Here is a 17082-nt window from a genome sequence, read left to right as displayed (position 1 = left end):
CATTTCTTAAATTGCCCAATATTTCCAGAGGTTCTCTGGAATTTCGTATTTAATCTCGTCCCGTTTTTCATGGGCATACCGTGTAAAGAGACCGAAACGAGGGACATCTGTCACATTCGCTGAACCGGTGTGGCAGAGAAACGCGTGCCACAACACAACATCACCGGCAGCACCAATAAACTCACGGGGTCCCTCTGGGGATAAATCCGAAAGCACATGCCATCCCCAGTCTTCAATATCGTAGAAACTACCGTCAATTTGCTCAGGATATTGGAGGAAGTACTTGTGCGTTGAGTGGTGGCTTCCGGGCCAAAAAACGAACGCGCCGCCCTTGGGTTTGGCATCATAAAGATAGGTTGTTGCACCGAACATAAAAGGACTCCAGCCAGCAACGGCACCATACGCGTCAATGTGTCCATCTTTGGGCATTTCCCACGCTTCTTCAGGGTTGGGCCATTTGATAATCGGTGAACCGCCGCCCCCCGTAAAAAATTGACCGCCACCGAGCTGCTCGGTAATCTCTTGCATCGCGAGCAGGTGTCCAAAGACCGGTGAGAAACTGAATCCGGGAATTTCATAATCGTTGGGCCAGGTCTCCGGTGTTTCAAAGCTGGAATCAAAGTGCTGCCAGACCTGCTCTCTCCATCCGTCAATTATCTCCGAATCAATAAAATTTTCAAGGATAAGATATCCATGTTCCTGAAAGAAGGCAATCTGATCTGCTGTAAGCATCTCGGTTTCCTCTACCGTTGTTGCTACGGCACGACGGAGCGTGCCTACTACTTTGCATTAGCGTTTTTTGGGCCTGAAAGATGGGATACCGGTTTCGTCAAACCGTTTCTTGACGGCTTGCATGAGTTCGGGGGTAACCTCCCGATAACCGTGTTCACGTGCGTATTTCTCAACGCTTTTGATGACCATCCCGCGCGCAAATGACGGCACGCGTTTTAACCTTTTTTCTGCTGCCTCCGTCCACTGCAATTCGTAATCGGTTTCCGTGGCAAAAGCGATCTTGTTCTCAATTTGAACAGGCGACGTGCTGTGTTGCTCTCTATCCACACTAACAGACGATGACCCCGGTTGATATTCGCAGGACGCATCTTCGGCGAGGTAGTTACCGGTCGTGGCATAGGCGCGTGCCCTACAACCCCCACACACCTCTTTGAATTCACACGCACCGCACTTCCCTTCAAGCAGGTTCCGGTTCCGTAAGTCCTGAAAAGTTTTTGATTCGTTCCAGAGTTTAACGAAACTTTCGTCTTTGAGGTTTCCAACGCTAACAGGTAGATATGGACAGGGTGTCAGTTCACCCTCAGGCGTGATACGACAGTAGTAAATACCGCACGGACATGTACCGCTCGGATACCCTTGAAGGAAGGCGGAGTCGGACTGTTGCCCATAGATAACACGCTTGTAGTGCGGAGCGCATTTCGCAGCGATGAGCATCTTGCCTGAATAGGCTGCTTGCAACTCGAACATCGTCTCAAGCATTTTTTCATATTGTGCAGGCGTAAGGTCCATCACCGTCTTGCCTCTTCCCGTTCGGACGAGAAAATAGAGATTTAGCACCTTCGCACCGAGCTGATAGGCGAATTCCACGATTTTTGGAATTTCATCGTAATTCCACTGCGTTACGGAGGTCTGAACGAGAAAATCCATTTGTGCGCGTTTGAGTGCCTCAACACCATTCATTGTCGCTTTCCACGCGCCCTCCATGCCCCGAAACTTGTCGTGGTCTGAAGGTTGGATAGCGTCGAGACTCACGCCTGCACCGGTAACACCGTGCTGTTGCATCTTCTCGACCACTCCGTCGTTGAGCAGGACACCGTTTGTGCCCATGACAACAAGAAACCCGGTATCGGAGGCATACTTCGATATCTCCAAGATATCCGGGCGTAATAACGGTTCCCCACCAGTGAGAATGAGGAGGATGTGCGGATTGATTTCAGCGATCTCGTCGATGACACGAAAACATTGGGATTGGCTTAATTCTGCATCCCGTGAGTATTCCGTGGAACCTTGAATATCAGATAGTTGAAAGTTTCCGTTCCCTAACTCGTTTGTGTCTACGAAGCCTGCCGGGAGATAGCAGTGTGTACATTTCAGGTTACACAATCGGGTGATATTCCATGAGACTGCCTGAACTTTTGTGTCTGTCATATTTTTAATAGCGAGAAGGTATAATGTTTTGAAGTCAGTTTTTCACCAGCACCGCGAGCGCGAAAACGATTAAACCTGCAATCAGCGTCAAGTCTCTCCAGACATTGATATAAGGACTCTGGTTGTGATGCGCTTTGCTGTCCGGTGGAGCAACCTCAAGGTGCCGCCGATAGAGGGAGCTATATAGCCCCCAAAAGAGTGCCATGAGTCCAAACGCCGCAAGTTTTGCGACGAAAGTTAACATGTAGGTTTTGAAATCGCTACCATTCTGCTGCGCAAAAAATCCATTATTCCATGCAATGATAAAGAATACCATCGCGCCCGTTGTCAGAAGGACGTGAATCATCAATCGTATCCAAGTCCGAAAACGGTTGTGAACGGCTAACAAGTCTTCCGATGACAAGTTCCGCTGCAAGATTGGCATTGCGATGAAAGTAGAAAAGAGTACGCCTCCGAACCAGATGATTGCTGCGATCAGGTGGACGCTCCGGATGACAAGTTCTACGCTCTCCCGCATTTTTCTTAAGAATCCCGATTTTTCATAAATGATACCACATTTCGCGCCCAAAGTCAAATTTGTCTCTACTGATACGTGTTGCGAATCATGGTTTCAAATTGACAAAGATTAATGCAATGGTTGCAACCGAGGCACCGATGAGAGAGGTCCGACTCAGCCGTTCATGGAGGAACACCATACCGACGAACATCGTGAACAACACACCGCCGGAGCTTGACATCGGAAAGGCGATCAAGGCACTCACATGGTCGAGTGCGATGAGCAGTGCCCAACTCCCACCGACATTACAAATACCTATCAGCACACCATAGAAGACTTCCCACCAATTGGGCCATATCCTCTGATAAAGGCATATCCCGAAGTAAATGACCGTAGCAACACCGAAAAGCAGACTCATATAGAGCGACTTTTCATCAATAGGACACATCTCGTTAAACGCTTTCATGGTGAGTCGTGAGATACCGGTGACCAGCAAGATCGTAATAGCAATAGCGAACCCCAAACCTTGAGGCACTTCCGGCTTGTCAGGAGTGAATGCATAGGTCGGCTCTTTCTCCCGCTGACTGAGAAGTGGAATCGCCACGAAGGTTAAAAGAAGCCCTATCGTTTGCCATAGGTTCGGAATCTCTTGCCAGAATATCATCGCTACCAGAATTGGTAGTACGATCGACAATCTGACGAGTGCAGCCGTGACGACAATCCCACTGAGCTGGATACCGATAGTGAACAATTCAAATCCGAGCGCATACGTCACACCATTTGATATACCTAACGCGAAGGTCAGTTTTGAGAATTCAAAGTCTTGCTCCTGTGAAAGTACCCAGACGCTGATAAAGAACGCGCTGAGGTAGTTGACAAAACCGATTGGGTTTAGGCGTTGTTGGTTGTTTTTGGCATGCTTGAGAAAGAGTCCAAATCCAGACAGCAGGACAATATTGAGAACAAGGAAGAGCATTTTAAAATAGTTGTCAGTTGTCAGTTATCAGTTGTCAGAGGAAATAGTTATCAGTTATCGGTTATCAGTTTTCAGTTAAAAGAGGGTTGGGACAATGCAAAAGGTCTCTTTACTGACGACTGACAGATTTTTTCGCAGAAAAAATCGTACTGACAACTGACAACTGTTAAAACCGAAAGGTTTTTCATGCCTCGCAGTGAGAGAAAACCGTACTGATAACTGACTACTATTCTTTTGATAGCCGATAGCCATTATGCCATCGGCAGTGCGACTTTGGTTTTCTCTTTCGCCGATTCATAAGTCGCCAAAACGACCTCTACGGCGTGTTTTCCGCCTCTACCGTCAATCATGGGGGTTCTATCTTCTCGGACGCAGTCAACAAAATGCGTCAATTCCCCGACGACACCGTGCGGTCCCTCGCGATTTGGAACGATTTCCTCCCAATCGCCGCCACGCTTTTTGAGATAGGCGAGATCGGCTGACATATTTAAACGGAGTGACCCCTCGGTTCCGTCAATAATCGTATCGTTGGTGCCGCGTGCACCGAGGAAGCCGCCCCACCGTAAAATGCCTACCGCGCCCGAATCGTAACGGATGAGAGAGATCGTGTAATCCTCCCAATCGTCGTGTCCGGAGAAACTCCCCACCTCAGCGGCGACGGTCAGCGCAGTGCCACCGAACCAGTTAATCAGGTCGGATTTGTGGATGCCGTTTTCCAAGAGTCCACCGACGGTACCGTACCAACTTTCGGGACGGTTACGCGGCGCATTATAGGGACCCGAGTAATCGGTTTCGATGTAGGTGATGTCTCCGATGTCGCCATTGTCCACCATCTGCCGACCGAGTTCATGGACAGGATAGAAGCGTAGCACCTGCCCAACCATCAGATGCGTCCCCGCCTTGTCCGATGCCTCGATCATCGCGTCTGCGTCAGCGAGCGTCAAGGAGAGCGGTTTTTCGCAGAAAGCATGCACGCCCGCCTCCGCTGCATCGACGACGACCTGTGTATGTGCAACAGGTGGTGTCGCTACGACGATAGCGTCCACAACAGCAAATAATTCTTGATAGTCTTGGAAGGCGCGGATATTATGCCGCTCAGCAACGGCTTCCGCCGCTTCCAAGCGAAGATCCGCCACGCCTACAAATTCACAATTTTCAACGTTAGGAAGCGCGTTGCAATGGCCGTTTCCCATGCCACCGACTCCAACTACACCTATACGAACCATTTTGAATCTCCTCTTATTCTTCTGAAGAATCTGAGAACTGATATGTGCCGTCCCGATTTATTGAGATCATCGGCAATTTCTGGTACTGTTCAAACCAATTATATCCGATTTTCAGATTTTTCCAAAAGTTTATCAGGGTGTTGTTATTTGGAAAAGTGTTTTTTAAGCGCGTCATTGTATGATCGTCCAATTTTGTTGGAAAAATGTGCACAAGGATTTTTGAGTATCCGTTTGATTTCGCCTGCACCGCCAACCAATAGACTTCCTTAATATATTCATCAGTGATTGGAACACAGCCGATTGTTGCGCAGCCGCCGTGTATGAATATATCGCCCCCTAAGTTGCCTTTTTTGCCCAAGATCTTATCTGCCTGGTTCGGATAATTAACCCCAAGCGATAGATGAAAGTTGCTTTTGGGATTAAATCTATCGATATAATAGAAACCCTCCGGAATTTGCAAGTCGCCCTCACGTCTTTTGGGTCCCAAATTTCCTGACGTGCGGCAGATCGGATAATGTTTCACGAGTTTGAAAACGGCATCGAATGTTGAAAATGCCCAGACTTCCAAAATCTTTTCTTGTTTGAAGACTCGGATAAAGAGTTTCTGTGGTGGATAGGGGATATCCTGGTCTGCAAACAGGCTGCGAAGTGTACCGTCTTTTTCTTCAAAGGCTGCCCGGACGCGCGGGTATCTTCGCTGTTTGTCCGCGAAATTTTGTGGGTTCGTTAGCTGGCAAGCGCAGAGCATCGTAAAAGTGAGGGAAAGGACAATGTGTAGTTTCATAACTTCATATTGTGTGAAGGATTTCTAACCCCGATGCCTGTTTTAATAAATCGGGCTTACAAGGTTTCCCTGCTACGGGTTCGAGTCTTCACGAGCCATATTATAATTGATAACGAAATTAAAATACAGAAACTCCACAATATCAGTTTGATGTGTGCAGAGATTCTATCTCCAAGATAAGAATAAACCAAGGTGGCTGGCAGTTGACCAATGCCAGTCGCAATCCAAAAACCGAGAAACCGCATCCGAGTCGCCCCTGCAAAATAACTAACGACATCAAAAGAGATGAGCGGCACCAAGCGAGCAATAAGGATAGCATAAGTCCCATATTTTTCAAAGAAATCATTCGTTTTGTCCACTACCGGTTGGCTAATGAGCCGTGTCACGCGTTGGATACCGAGGTAGCGGGCGATATAGAAACAGAATGCTGCGCCGACCATTGAACTGCTCCAGGACAGGAGCGAACCCCACCAGAACCCAAAAAGTGTGCCGTTTGCAAAGGTAATCAGGAACGCTGGCAACGGCGCAATCACACTCTGAAAGATCATGAGTATCGCTGATACCACGGGCGCGAGCGCACCATAACGGGCGATGTACGCACGTGCCGTTTCAATACTCTGAAAAGCAGCAGTGAGTTCAAGGAGATATGCCCAAACCCGTTTATGGTAGACTCCCAGCAGGATTAAACCCATGAGTATCACAAATAGTAATATAATGTGACGCTTGGTCTGGACGATAGAACGGAGTTTGTTTAATATCTTAGCCTGCATGTGCGAACGGCAGAACGGAGTCTGCCTACTACTTTATATATCTTTTGCTTGCTGTATTAATGCGCGATTCATCCGGTCTCGAAGTTCCTGTATTTTGTCATCTGTCCAACTGTAGAAACCTTCCTTAGACTTTACACCGAGTTTACCGGATTCCACCATTTGCCGGAGGAGCGGATTGATGTCAGCCGAACTGTTGAGGTCTTTATAAAGTTCTTCAAAGGCGGCAAGCACAAGGTCCCATCCAGCAAGTTCAAAGACTTGAAAGGGACCAGCGACGCTAAGCCTTCGTCCAAAGCTATTCCGGACGACAAGATCGACAGTCTCTGCACTGGCGATGCCCTGTTCTACGATTGCGAATGCTTCCCGAATGAGGGCAGCTTGCAATCTCGGCCCGACGAAACCGAGTGCCTCTTTTTCAATAATCGCAGGCGTTTTCCCGATAGCCGTCAAGAGATCAAACGTCACTGCAACCGTTTCATCAGAGGTATCAGGGCTGCGAATGAGTTCGACCAATGGAATAAGGTAAGGCGGATTAAAATAGTGAGTATTGAGGATTTTACCCTTGCGTTTTGCCTTCACACCAATCTGGCTGGGCATCAATGCGGTCGTATTGCTCGCCAAAATTGTATGGGACGGACAGGTTGTATCTAATTCCTCAAATATCTGCTGTTTTAATGCCAAATTCTCGGTGACGGCTTCGACAACAAAATCGGCGTTTTCGGCGATGGCAGACAATTCGGTGGTAGTCTTAATCCGTTGTAACGTCGGCGCGATATTCTCTTTGGCGATAACCCCATTTTCAGCAAGCACACCGAGGTTGTTCTCAATCTGAGTGCGTGCCGTTTCGAGGTGTTCGTTGGCAACATCGTGCATCAGGACTCGGTAGCCCGCGCATGCGAATTCCTGTGCAATGCCGTGTCCCATGAGTCCTGCCCCGATAACGGCGATCTGTTCTATTCCATCAACTGTCATCTTTTCTCCTTCTCCCAGCAATAAGAATTTTCTTTTTCAAGCCCGGTGCGGTTCCAAACCGCACCTACCGGGCCTGGGGGGCCGTTTCCCAGCAATAACGATCGTAAACTCTCCGCGCGGCTCGGTCTCTCGAAATTTCTCCAATGCCTCACTGACATTCCCCCGGAATATCTCTTCAAACTTTTTCGTCAACTCGCGTGTAACGACAAGGTCGCGTTCACCCATCACCTCGAAGACATCTTCAAGGAAGCGACAGAAACGGTGCGGAGATTCAAAAAAGATTAACGTTCTCTCTTCATCAGTGAGTACACTTAATTGCCGCTTTCTTTTTGCGGATTTTGGCGACAGGAAGCCTTCAAAGGTAAAGTTATGCAGCGGGAGCCCAGAAACGGATGCTGCTGTGATAACTGCTGATACCCCTGGAATCGGAACAATAGGGATTTCTGAGGTGATACAGCCACGTAGGAGTGGATACCCTGGGTCTGAAATGATAGGCGTGCCTGCATCTGAAACGAGGGCAATCGTCTCACCTGTTTTCATGCGCTCAATCAGTTTGTCGCACTTTACTTGCTGGTTGCCTTCAAAGTAGCTTGTGAGAGGGGTATGAATGTTATAGTGCGTTAAGAGACGGCGTGTTTGACGTGTGTCTTCAGCAGCGATCAGGTCTACCTCTTTGAGGATGCGGAGGGCACGCAGGGTAATATCCTCTAAATTTCCGATCGGTGTGCTAACAAGGTAAAGCGTGCCAGATGGCGTATTTTGCATTTTTTGAGTTATCGGTCATCGGTTATCAGTTGTCAGTACTTAGTTGTTTGAACTGTGATTTGTGTGATTTTTTTCATTAATAGGATAAGAGGGTATTTGTTATGAGAAAGCAATTTAGGTGTTGCGTAGATTTATCCTGTCAATCCCATGAATCTCATCAATCACAGTTCAAATTCTGATAACTGACTACCATTCTCTTGCTATATTGGGCATTTCGTGCTAAATTACGGCAATGAAAACTACCTATGTTATCCTATGTCTCCTATGGTTGGTAGCACCGGTATCTTTGCAGGCTGCCTTTGACGAAAAACCGTTTGAATCGGCGCGTCCGCTCTACGTCGGTGCGCGTGCATTAGGGATGGGAAACGCCTTCACCGCTATCGCTGACGATGCCACTGCCGGTTTTTGGAACCCTGCCGGACTCATCCAGTGGCAAGGTGTGAAACTTTTCGGGGTCAATAAATTTTACAACCGAGAAGATTATCGGTTCGATCCAAAAGGTGTCGGCTATAGTTACCGCGGTTACAGTCTTTTCTGGGGCAACAAAATTGCCATCGGTGTTGATAGTGGCGTTCCCGATTTCAACTACTACGGCATCGCGCGTCAATTCGGTCCATATCTCGCCGCAGGATTGAGTCTCAAGTTTAAGCGAAGACACCCCTCCGATGTCTACCAATTCTTTGGGTATCAGACAAACTACGACATCGGATTGCTTTTCAAACCGCGTCCGCACCTCAAATTCGGGTGTCTCGCGCAAAACCTTGAAGGCTATGGTATTCAATGGCTAACACTCGGCACCGCCTATCGCTACGACACATACCAATTCTCCGTGGATGTCGCATTCCCAACTGACCGAACAACGCCAGAGGTGTACATCGGTGCCGAGTGGGATCGGTTCCCTATTGTGCCTATCCGACTCGGCTTTTCAAACGGGGCATGGACAGCCGGAATCGGGATTGCCTGGAAAGGCATACACATCAACTATGCCCGAATTTTCGAGAAACCTGCGGCATCGGATTTCATTGGGTTAGCCATCAACCTTCAGTAGTCAAATGGCTATTCCATGATTTCTTTCCAGTCCAATTCCTCTGGATTCCATTCAAACTGTTGCAACGGACCAAATTTGAGGTTGACCGTTAAACTTTTCGGTGTTGGCGAACTGTCAAATAGATTAAAATCACGGACAACAACATAGGTGTGCTGTCCATCCGTAATCGTTTTACACGCTTCAATGAAGTCATCAAGATTGCGGATCTGTTTTCCGTTTATATCGAGGATGACTATCTTAGAGTTGCCATTCCGTTCTTGGACACCGACACGCGAGAAACTACTACCCCGCTCAGCGTGTGGTAAATAGACACCGTCAGCCTCAAGGAAGAGGATACGGCGGAGTTGTGGTGTAATATCGTGTAAAATTGCACCACCGAATCTGACAAAGCGAGTCACCTTCTTCGCCTCCAAGTCCTCTACAGGGACATCAATACTCAGGTTTTCACCGTTCCGATAGATGTCCAAATTGACGCTTTTCCCAACATTCTGATTCAATATCGCATCGAAAGTATAGAGGTCGTCCTTGATGGGTTCGTTATTGATACGATAGATAATATCGGACGCACGGAGGTCGGCTTCACCCGTTGTCCTCGGTACAATGGATTCAATTTGGATAACCTTGGGTGTCCCGGCTTTGGAGGGACCAATCTCTTTCCGCAAAGCCTCGGGAAAATTAAAGTGTTTGATGGCTTCGCCGATAGAGACGAGTTCCAGATCTACGCCGATTTCGCCGCGTTGGATCGACACTTTGTTCCGAATCAACTCAAGCGCATCGTGGAGGTAATCGATCGGCAGTTCAAAACTGGAGGTATCTGTGCCGCGAGCGTGAATCGCTATCACTTGACCAGCGGTATTCCACACCGGACTTCCGCTTGAGCCACCTGTCCGGTCAAACGTAGTGTGAATGTAGCTGGAGTGCCGGTCACCCTTGTTAACGTTGAGGTTCGTAATTCTGCCGAATTTGATCGTATATTCTTCTTTCTCGTTGTTACCGATAAGCAGGAGTTCATCACCAAGGGAGAGTGCATCCCATTCGCCGAGTTCAACGGCTTGCAGCTCAAAATCAACCGCGGCAGGATCAATCTGATAAAACCCGAAGTCGTGCGTCGGATCATAGTAAAGAATCTTTGCTTCGGTAAAACTACCATCGTGGAAGTTAATTTTAACGTAAGAAGGGCTGCTGCCGGTGACATGGCGGTTCGTGGCAATGATGCCGTGTTCCGCGTCAACAACAAAACCGGTAGCAAAATTTGTGCCTTTCACTTCCGTTTCAAAGACGACCTCCGAGGAGGTTTCGACGTTCACTACCATCGGTTTGTAGGCGGCAATCTGTTCTGTCCAATCGTGTTCGGCATTGGCGTTTGCAAGCAAAGTAAAGAGCGCGATAACCGCTAAGACTGCACCGCTTGTGCGTTTAAAGATTTGTTTCATGATGTATCCTTTTCGTTTGGATATGTTATTTTTTTAAGAGTTTAGCATAGAGGTTTCCGATTGTCAAATGTTTTTTGGAACTTTGCCGGAGTTTCTATTGGCTATCAGCAATCAGTTATCAGACAATACAGGTCCGTTGTAGCACCCACTTCTGAATAAACAATGATGTAGTTTGCTAACAGGGCATCGGATAGCGTTCGACTTGCTAATTACCTCTCTAAGTTCCAGAATGCCCGTTGATATGTCTTGAGAGTGTTCTCTGAAATGAAGGCTTTGATGACGGATGCGGCCTCTTCGGAGAGCAGTTAATCTGTTTTGAGTGTATACACACCGCGCCGAACCCTCACAATCTCACCGGTGTTAACAAGTTTCATGAGGGTGTGGCGTATTGCTGTTGGGTTACCGTCAATAACCGCGATCATTTCAGATGCCTTTTTCTCACCACTGGAAGCCAAGAGCGTGAGAATTTGTTGTCGGAAGGTGATGCGTTCCGTACCGCTGAGTTTTCTCAGTACACGGTTGGCATGAATGTGGGTGCATCCGAGAATATGCTGCACTTTGTCTCTACCGGATTCCGCAGTTAGGTTGGCTCTCTCAACTTCAAAGTGTTGACGTGTGGCTATTATCTCAGGAAGTTTGTCCAGCCCACCGGCGATCTCAAAGTCTTCCCAGTCAAAAAGAAGGGTTTCAGGTCTATCGGTGATATTCGGCAGTTCCAACCCAGTGAGCAACATGACATTTTTGCCTGTCTGGGAATCCAATTGAATAAGTCCGACAACCTCTGTGATGATTCGGCGTGCAGCTGTTTCGTAAACGTTCTGGATCCGTTCGTCTTTGTAGTGATAGGGTTGCATGACTCTATCATAACAGAGCGGTTTCTCATCGTTTCCAAACAGAGCCTGCGAACACCTCCAAGTAGCGTCTATGGGTGGTGTTGGCAGGCCGACCATCCAGATGACTTCGGCATCTTCGAGATTTGTGTTTCCCTGTATTATTTTTCTGGAATAGTTTATGAAACAGATATTCTCGTTTTCTACGATCCTCACCAACACTTTTAGAATCATATTATTTGCGATAATTGCATGCTTAACGTCGGGTTTTCTTTCAATTTCTGCTCGGATACCAGCAAAAAAGCGTTGCCCCATTTTAGAAGCACCAACAACTTCCCCGTTATCGCCGTAGTCTAAAATCGTCTCGGGTTGGTAACGACCTGTCCGAATCTGAAAGACTCGGTTTTCCGGTCGCCATGGTGTCGGTTGAATAGGCTTAACTTCGACTTCGTCAGGTGGGAATGTCCTGCGAAGATGTTGCTCGGAGAGTGTTTCCGATACTAATACAAGTCGTCTAACGCTCGAATGCAGTATTGGGGGAATTGTGAGCGTCAGTACCTTGTGATCCCACCGAATTGGTGCATCAGCATCGCGTGTGTAACGCGCAAAGAACCGCTTGAGTTGATGCCAAAACGTCCATGTTGGATCTGGATAGACGGTCGGGAATGCCTGAATACTTTGGACGGTCTCCGGATTCAAGATACCTAATTGAATCGCCTCTGCCATCGGCATTGGGATTTTCATGTCTTCGTTGCGTTTGAAGGAACAGAGTGGAAAAACAGGCAGCCCTTGTGCCGTGAGTGTATCTTCAACATCACTGTTTAAGGGAATATAAGCAGAAGTCCCGCCTTCAAACTCAATGGTAAAACGCGCCAACACTTGTCCAGTTTCAGAATCAATCTTGCCTTTCTCCGCTACCTTGCCGCGCACATTGACTTGTGTCATCTGCTGGATAACTTCTTCTTTCTGCCATTCAAACGTCTGCAGTGCTGCCCGGACCCGTTTGACCGCATCGCCGTGGGTCTTACCTCTGATTTCTAAAGCATTCAGTAATGTCTTGGCGAAGTTCCCTAAGGCACTCCCCCGCCAGTTAGCGATCCACTCTTCTAACACCTTTCTTGATAATCCACATCTTAGAAACAGAGGGTGCACATCCGTCACACCATTGATGATACAAAGCCTATTTTCTCTTCTATTGACTGGCTGCAGTAACGCGTCCACCAATTTAGCGTGTCGTGGATCGAAAAATAGTCGAGAGGACTCCACTATCTGTGTTTTGGCGCGTTGTAGTGAGGCAGGTTGGGATAAGTAGCCACGCGCCTGACACGCCTCGTAAACCGGGCACTGCGGGCAGATGCTTTCGCTCGGATCTCCACCTTTTTCCTCAAGGGCATCGCATCGCTCTGGATCCTCACAGACATTTCCGTGTTGAAACGGATTTGCCATACGTGCATCGACGGGTATCTCTTTTACCTGCTTCCAGAGGTGCATCCGAGGTTTCCAACGAGCAACAGAGCGGACACCTTGTTCTTGAAGGCGTTGTTCTGCTTCATCTGCTAACTCGACGCTCGGCGCGTTTAAGCAGGTTGCACCACTGTTAAGAAGATGGGATTGTGTATCAGCGTAGCCGCTTCCCTCTGCTTCAACATTGAGTCCAAGGATACGCGCGGTTCCATCAAGAATGTCCCCTGTCCGAATGGTGGTTTCTTCAGAGGTTTCCGGTTTTCGCAGGACTGGACGGGAACGTCTTATCGCCAAGGGGCTGAGTTTTCCTTCCCTCACAGCGATCATCTTGTCAGAGACAGGCAGCGCAGGAGCGAGTGTCGGTGGCACAATACCGGTATCACTCCAGATCTCTGTGATAGGTGTTGCTTCCATCGGCAGCTCAGCATCCAGTATAGATGTGCGGAGCCATACGGTTCCCTCGTTCTCCCAGAGTAGTGCGTCTGTATTGTTAGCATCACCGCCGTAACGTATCCAGTGATGAAAACCGTCCGCTTGTCGGATATAAGAGAAACCGCGTTTTGCAAGTGCTTCTTTTGCGAGGTCGAGGTCGCGTGAACCGAAAGGTGATGGTATGTCGATAAAAGTTTCGTCCTGCTCAGTTTTTTGGGGAAGGGGTTCGTGAAGTTTTGCGCGGAGCGCGTCGAGAGGGGCAAAAAGGACCTCTTTGGAAATCATGGGTGGGTCTAACAGATTTCCGAGCAAGATTTCGTAGCGTGCATCCCAGCGACTGTATCCCTTTTCTCCAAGGATTTCAAGGTATACGTCTCGATAGTCCGGATTTTCAGGTGTCGGCGTGTGTTTATAGACATACAGTCTTTCTTCCTCGGTATTTGGATGAAGATACTCCTGCACTCTGCAGGAAAAGCGCAGCCCGCCCGACCTTGACAGTGTCAACAGTGGGTTCTCGACAGCGTTCACAAGCACTTCAATATAGGCAAGGATGTCGTCTGGGACAGCGGAAATCGCTTCGTATTTAAAATCGAGGTCATGCCACCGTGCGCCGTCGCGTTCGGAAGGGATACCGGTATAAATCTGGAGTCCCCATGACGCGTCCCATCGGTTGGCTCTCCAGTTTCTCATCCCTTGGCGTTTCAAAAATCGATTAGGCATCAAATGCTTTGGACCGCTATCGTGCGCAGGTGTTTGCCCTATCGGCATAAGGGAGATGTCCGCCTGTTCCAAATCATCAAGCAACACAGGGCATTTGTGGGCGCAGTAAACCGTGTATTGGTGCGGATGAGCCGCACTCAACATCGTGGGGGTTGCCACTGTCTTTTGCTGCCGGAGCGGCTTTTGGTGACGTTGGTGGCAGCGTTGAATGAGATCGTTAAAGAGGTCTGTCGGCATATTTAAAATCTTATAAGTAGTAACTTGGGTTACAGTAAATGGACTTCGGAAGACTAAAATCCAATGCAAGCATCTTCAACACTACTGCATAATAGCACAAAGCCTCCTCTTAATCAAACTTTTCGTACGATTCAAAGCGAAAGAACCGAGTGCTCAAAAAATGTTGCTACACCCGCAATATCTGATTGTATTCCACATTGAAAATCCGCTTTTTATGAAATTAGTTGTGAAAAAATTGTGTTTTTGATATATTTAAACCTATATTTTATTAAATTATATTGATAAAATATAGGTTTAATAATAATATTATTCCGATGTTAGGGTGTCAAACGCGTTACTGGCTGCCTACGCGGAAGATGTTGATAAGAAAGTAAACTTTTCTTATCGCTGCGGGTGGATACACTATTGTAACAAAGTGTCGGACAGGAGATGCTGCAGCCGCCTGTTTTCGGCACAAACGATTTATGAACCCTTCTTAGGGGAGACTGCTTGGTTTTCAGTAGACGGACGTTTCATGTTTTCAAACAAAATAGATTAATTCACCTTAAACGGAGGTAAAACCGTGAAAAAGTATTTCAGATTACTCGTTATTTTTCTTGCACTCAGTTGTTTGGTCCCGCACATTGCATCTGCACAGGTTGTAAATATACCAGATGCTAATTTGGAAGCAGTATTGCGGGATCTTTTTGAAGCAAATAATGTATTAGGACCTAACGAACCTATCACCAGACAACATATGGAATTAATTTTGGGTTTTGATGCCAGAGAACGTCAGATAAAGAACATCACTGGGTTGGAATATGCCACGAATATAGAACAGTTAATTCTCCCTAACAATCAAATCAGCGACATCAGTCCACTCGCTGAACTGACACAGTTAAAGTTTTTATGGATTGGCGACAATCAAATCAGCGATATATCTCCACTCGCAAGATTGACGCAATTAGAATGGTTAAATCTTAGGGCGAATCAAATCAGTGATGTAAGTCCGCTTTCCGGATTGACGCAGTTAGTGGAGTTATATCTCATCCAAAATCAAATCAGCGATGTATCCCCACTCGCAGGATTGACACAATTAGTGATTCTAAATCTCAGGACGAATCGAATCCGTGATGTGTCCCCGCTTGCAGGATTGACAAATCTAACGCAGTTATACCTTGCGGAGAATCCGATTACGGATACCTCACCACTAGCGAGTCTTACAAAACTCGTTGAGGTGGATGTTGAGATCACTGCACCGGACGGCACAAACCTGATACCCGATCCAAATTTGGCTGCAGCTGTCCGAGAGGCGTTGAACTTAGGACCAAACGTACCTATGACTGAACAGAGGATGCGAAGATTAATATCACTAACTGCTAACGGTCGCCAGATAACAGACCTCACTGGATTGGAACATGCAACGCAATTAGAGCGGTTACTGCTCAATAATAATCAGATCAGTAATCTCAATCCGCTTTCTGAGTTGACGCAGTTAGAATACTTAGAGTTCTGGAGGAATCAAATCACCGACGTGAGCCCAGTCGCAGGATTAACTCAATTGCAGAATTTAGTACTTGCTGACAATCAAATTCAAAACGTGAGTCCACTCGCGGGGTTAACTCAGTTGAGGTTTTTAGCACTTGCTGATAATCAGATTCGAGATGTGAGTTCACTCGCCGGGTTGATGCCTTTAGAACTGTTACATCTCCAGGGTAATCAAATCAGTGATATATCTCCACTTGCAGGATTGACGCAGTTAGTGGAGTTAAATCTGAGTGATAATCAAATCAGAAACGTTAGTTCACTGACAAGGATGACACAGTTAGCGTCTTTGGGTCTCAATAGTAATCAAATTCGAGACATTAGTCCACTAACAGGACTGACGCAGTTAAAAGAGTTAGTTATAGGGCAGAATCAAATCAGTAACATCAGTCCACTGACAGGACTAACACAATTATTGAGATTAGCACTGAATGATAATCAAATCCGTGATATCCGACCGCTTGCTAGATTGACGCAGTTAGGGTGGTTATTTCTTGAAGTGAATCAAATTAGTGACGTGAGTCCTCTTTCGGGATTAACACGATTGAGAGAGTTATGGCTACAGCAGAATGCCATTCGAGATATATCCCCACTCGTTGGATTGGTAAATCTGCGAAGATTGCATCTTGAAGGCAATCCGATTAAGAACCATGCGCGTCTCCTTACGCTTCTCGGAAAGAATCCAGATATGAAAATCTATCTTAAAGAAGGGGGCGAACCGCTGCCTGTAACGTTGTCGAGTTTCCGGGCAGAATTAACACCTGCAGGCGTTGTCGTCAAATGGACAACCCAATCAGAGGTTGACAACGCAGGATTCTATATTTACCGCAGCGAAAACATAGATGGCACATTTAAGGTTGTCAATCCCACACTCATTCAAGGTGCAGGCACAACGAGTGAACGGCACACCTATACATGGACAGACACTACTGCCAAGCCGAATATCGTTTACTATTATCGGATAGAGGATGTTTCTCATGCCGGTGTTCGCAAGCAGTTAGCAACCGTACGTATGAGAGGATTTGTATCCTCAAGTGGTAAAATGATTACGAAGTGGGGAGATTTGAAACTGCAGAAGTAAGAGTCCGCTTCACAGACGCTTTGGCTCCTTACAGTTTTTTCGCTGGTCTACCAACCGATCGCGTTAGTTACGCAAGTGGCAACTTGGGTTATAATTAACAAAATCTTCCGCAGAAACAAAATCAGGAAAGAAATCTTGCGGATATTGTGGAGAGCGAATGAAGT

Annotated in this window: 13 protein-coding genes; 2 read left to right on the top strand and 11 right to left on the bottom strand. The window is 47.2% G+C overall.

What is annotated here, in order from left to right:
• Window positions 1-6 precede the first annotated feature (6 nt).
• The 9 genes from OXH00_18370 to rsmI form a co-directional block, all read right to left on the bottom strand.
• Window positions 7-732 carry a phytanoyl-CoA dioxygenase family protein gene (locus tag OXH00_18370; protein ID MCY3742985.1) on the bottom strand — a complete coding sequence of 242 codons (726 nt, stop codon included), beginning with the start codon at window positions 730-732 and terminating at the stop codon, window positions 7-9.
• Window positions 733-789: 57 nt separating this feature from the next.
• Complete coding sequence (locus OXH00_18365) at window positions 790-2160, bottom strand: radical SAM protein (protein MCY3742984.1); 1371 nt, start codon at window positions 2158-2160, stop codon at window positions 790-792.
• A 34-nt stretch (window positions 2161-2194) separates the two neighbouring features.
• Window positions 2195-2677, bottom strand: coding sequence for a hypothetical protein (locus OXH00_18360; protein ID MCY3742983.1), 483 nt, complete (start codon window positions 2675-2677; stop codon window positions 2195-2197).
• An 85-nt stretch (window positions 2678-2762) separates the two neighbouring features.
• On the bottom strand, window positions 2763-3632 hold the full coding sequence (locus OXH00_18355; protein ID MCY3742982.1) for an EamA family transporter: 870 nt from the start codon (window positions 3630-3632) through the stop codon (window positions 2763-2765).
• 251 nt (window positions 3633-3883) lie between these two features.
• Window positions 3884-4858, bottom strand: coding sequence for a Gfo/Idh/MocA family oxidoreductase (locus OXH00_18350; protein ID MCY3742981.1), 975 nt, complete (start codon window positions 4856-4858; stop codon window positions 3884-3886).
• Window positions 4859-4871: 13 nt separating this feature from the next.
• On the bottom strand, window positions 4872-5642 hold the full coding sequence (locus tag OXH00_18345; GenBank protein ID MCY3742980.1) for a L,D-transpeptidase family protein: 771 nt from the start codon (window positions 5640-5642) through the stop codon (window positions 4872-4874).
• Window positions 5643-5698: 56 nt separating this feature from the next.
• Window positions 5699-6334 (bottom strand): TVP38/TMEM64 family protein, encoded by a 636-nt coding sequence (locus OXH00_18340; GenBank protein ID MCY3742979.1) that lies wholly within the window; start codon window positions 6332-6334, stop codon window positions 5699-5701.
• A gap of 111 nt (window positions 6335-6445) precedes the next feature.
• Complete coding sequence (locus tag OXH00_18335) at window positions 6446-7384, bottom strand: 3-hydroxyacyl-CoA dehydrogenase family protein (protein MCY3742978.1); 939 nt, start codon at window positions 7382-7384, stop codon at window positions 6446-6448.
• A 36-nt stretch (window positions 7385-7420) separates the two neighbouring features.
• Window positions 7421-8149, bottom strand: coding sequence for a 16S rRNA (cytidine(1402)-2'-O)-methyltransferase (gene rsmI, locus OXH00_18330; protein ID MCY3742977.1), 729 nt, complete (start codon window positions 8147-8149; stop codon window positions 7421-7423).
• Window positions 8150-8381: 232 nt separating this feature from the next.
• On the opposite strand from rsmI, the gene OXH00_18325 reads away from it, so the two are divergent.
• Window positions 8382-9197: a hypothetical protein gene (locus OXH00_18325; GenBank protein ID MCY3742976.1), complete on the top strand. Its 816-nt coding sequence runs from the start codon at window positions 8382-8384 to the stop codon at window positions 9195-9197.
• 8 nt (window positions 9198-9205) lie between these two features.
• On the opposite strand, the gene OXH00_18320 is transcribed toward OXH00_18325, so the two are convergent.
• A complete protein-coding gene (locus OXH00_18320) occupies window positions 9206-10630 on the bottom strand; it encodes a trypsin-like peptidase domain-containing protein (GenBank protein ID MCY3742975.1) in 1425 nt (474 codons plus the stop codon).
• 305 nt (window positions 10631-10935) lie between these two features.
• Window positions 10936-14313: a hypothetical protein gene (locus OXH00_18315; GenBank protein MCY3742974.1), complete on the bottom strand. Its 3378-nt coding sequence runs from the start codon at window positions 14311-14313 to the stop codon at window positions 10936-10938.
• Between the two features lie 562 nt (window positions 14314-14875).
• On the opposite strand from OXH00_18315, the gene OXH00_18310 reads away from it, so the two are divergent.
• A complete protein-coding gene (locus tag OXH00_18310) occupies window positions 14876-16918 on the top strand; it encodes a leucine-rich repeat protein (GenBank protein ID MCY3742973.1) in 2043 nt (680 codons plus the stop codon).
• Window positions 16919-17082 lie beyond the last annotated feature (164 nt).

The organism is Candidatus Poribacteria bacterium (assembly GCA_026706025.1).
Classification (GTDB): domain Bacteria; phylum Poribacteria; class WGA-4E; order WGA-4E; family WGA-3G; genus WGA-3G.
The sequence above is the reverse complement of the archived record's forward strand: the minus strand, read 5'-3'. Positions and strand labels throughout refer to the sequence as shown.

What these genes read in the sequence shown, in the direction of transcription:
- OXH00_18370 (MCY3742985.1), bottom strand. Translation starts at nt 732, where the DNA reads ATGCTTACAGCAGATCAGATTGCCTTCTTTCAGGAACATGGATATCTT.
- OXH00_18365 (MCY3742984.1), bottom strand. Translation starts at nt 2,160, where the DNA reads ATGACAGACACAAAAGTTCAGGCAGTCTCATGGAATATCACCCGATTG.
- OXH00_18360 (MCY3742983.1), bottom strand. Translation starts at nt 2,677, where the DNA reads ATGCGGGAGAGCGTAGAACTTGTCATCCGGAGCGTCCACCTGATCGCA.
- OXH00_18355 (MCY3742982.1), bottom strand. Translation starts at nt 3,632, where the DNA reads ATGCTCTTCCTTGTTCTCAATATTGTCCTGCTGTCTGGATTTGGACTC.
- OXH00_18350 (MCY3742981.1), bottom strand. Translation starts at nt 4,858, where the DNA reads ATGGTTCGTATAGGTGTAGTTGGAGTCGGTGGCATGGGAAACGGCCAT.
- OXH00_18345 (MCY3742980.1), bottom strand. Translation starts at nt 5,642, where the DNA reads ATGAAACTACACATTGTCCTTTCCCTCACTTTTACGATGCTCTGCGCT.
- OXH00_18340 (MCY3742979.1), bottom strand. Translation starts at nt 6,334, where the DNA reads ATGGGTTTAATCCTGCTGGGAGTCTACCATAAACGGGTTTGGGCATAT.
- OXH00_18335 (MCY3742978.1), bottom strand. Translation starts at nt 7,384, where the DNA reads ATGACAGTTGATGGAATAGAACAGATCGCCGTTATCGGGGCAGGACTC.
- rsmI (MCY3742977.1), bottom strand. Translation starts at nt 8,149, where the DNA reads ATGCAAAATACGCCATCTGGCACGCTTTACCTTGTTAGCACACCGATC.
- OXH00_18325 (MCY3742976.1), top strand. Translation starts at nt 8,382, where the DNA reads ATGAAAACTACCTATGTTATCCTATGTCTCCTATGGTTGGTAGCACCG.
- OXH00_18320 (MCY3742975.1), bottom strand. Translation starts at nt 10,630, where the DNA reads ATGAAACAAATCTTTAAACGCACAAGCGGTGCAGTCTTAGCGGTTATC.
- OXH00_18315 (MCY3742974.1), bottom strand. Translation starts at nt 14,313, where the DNA reads ATGCCGACAGACCTCTTTAACGATCTCATTCAACGCTGCCACCAACGT.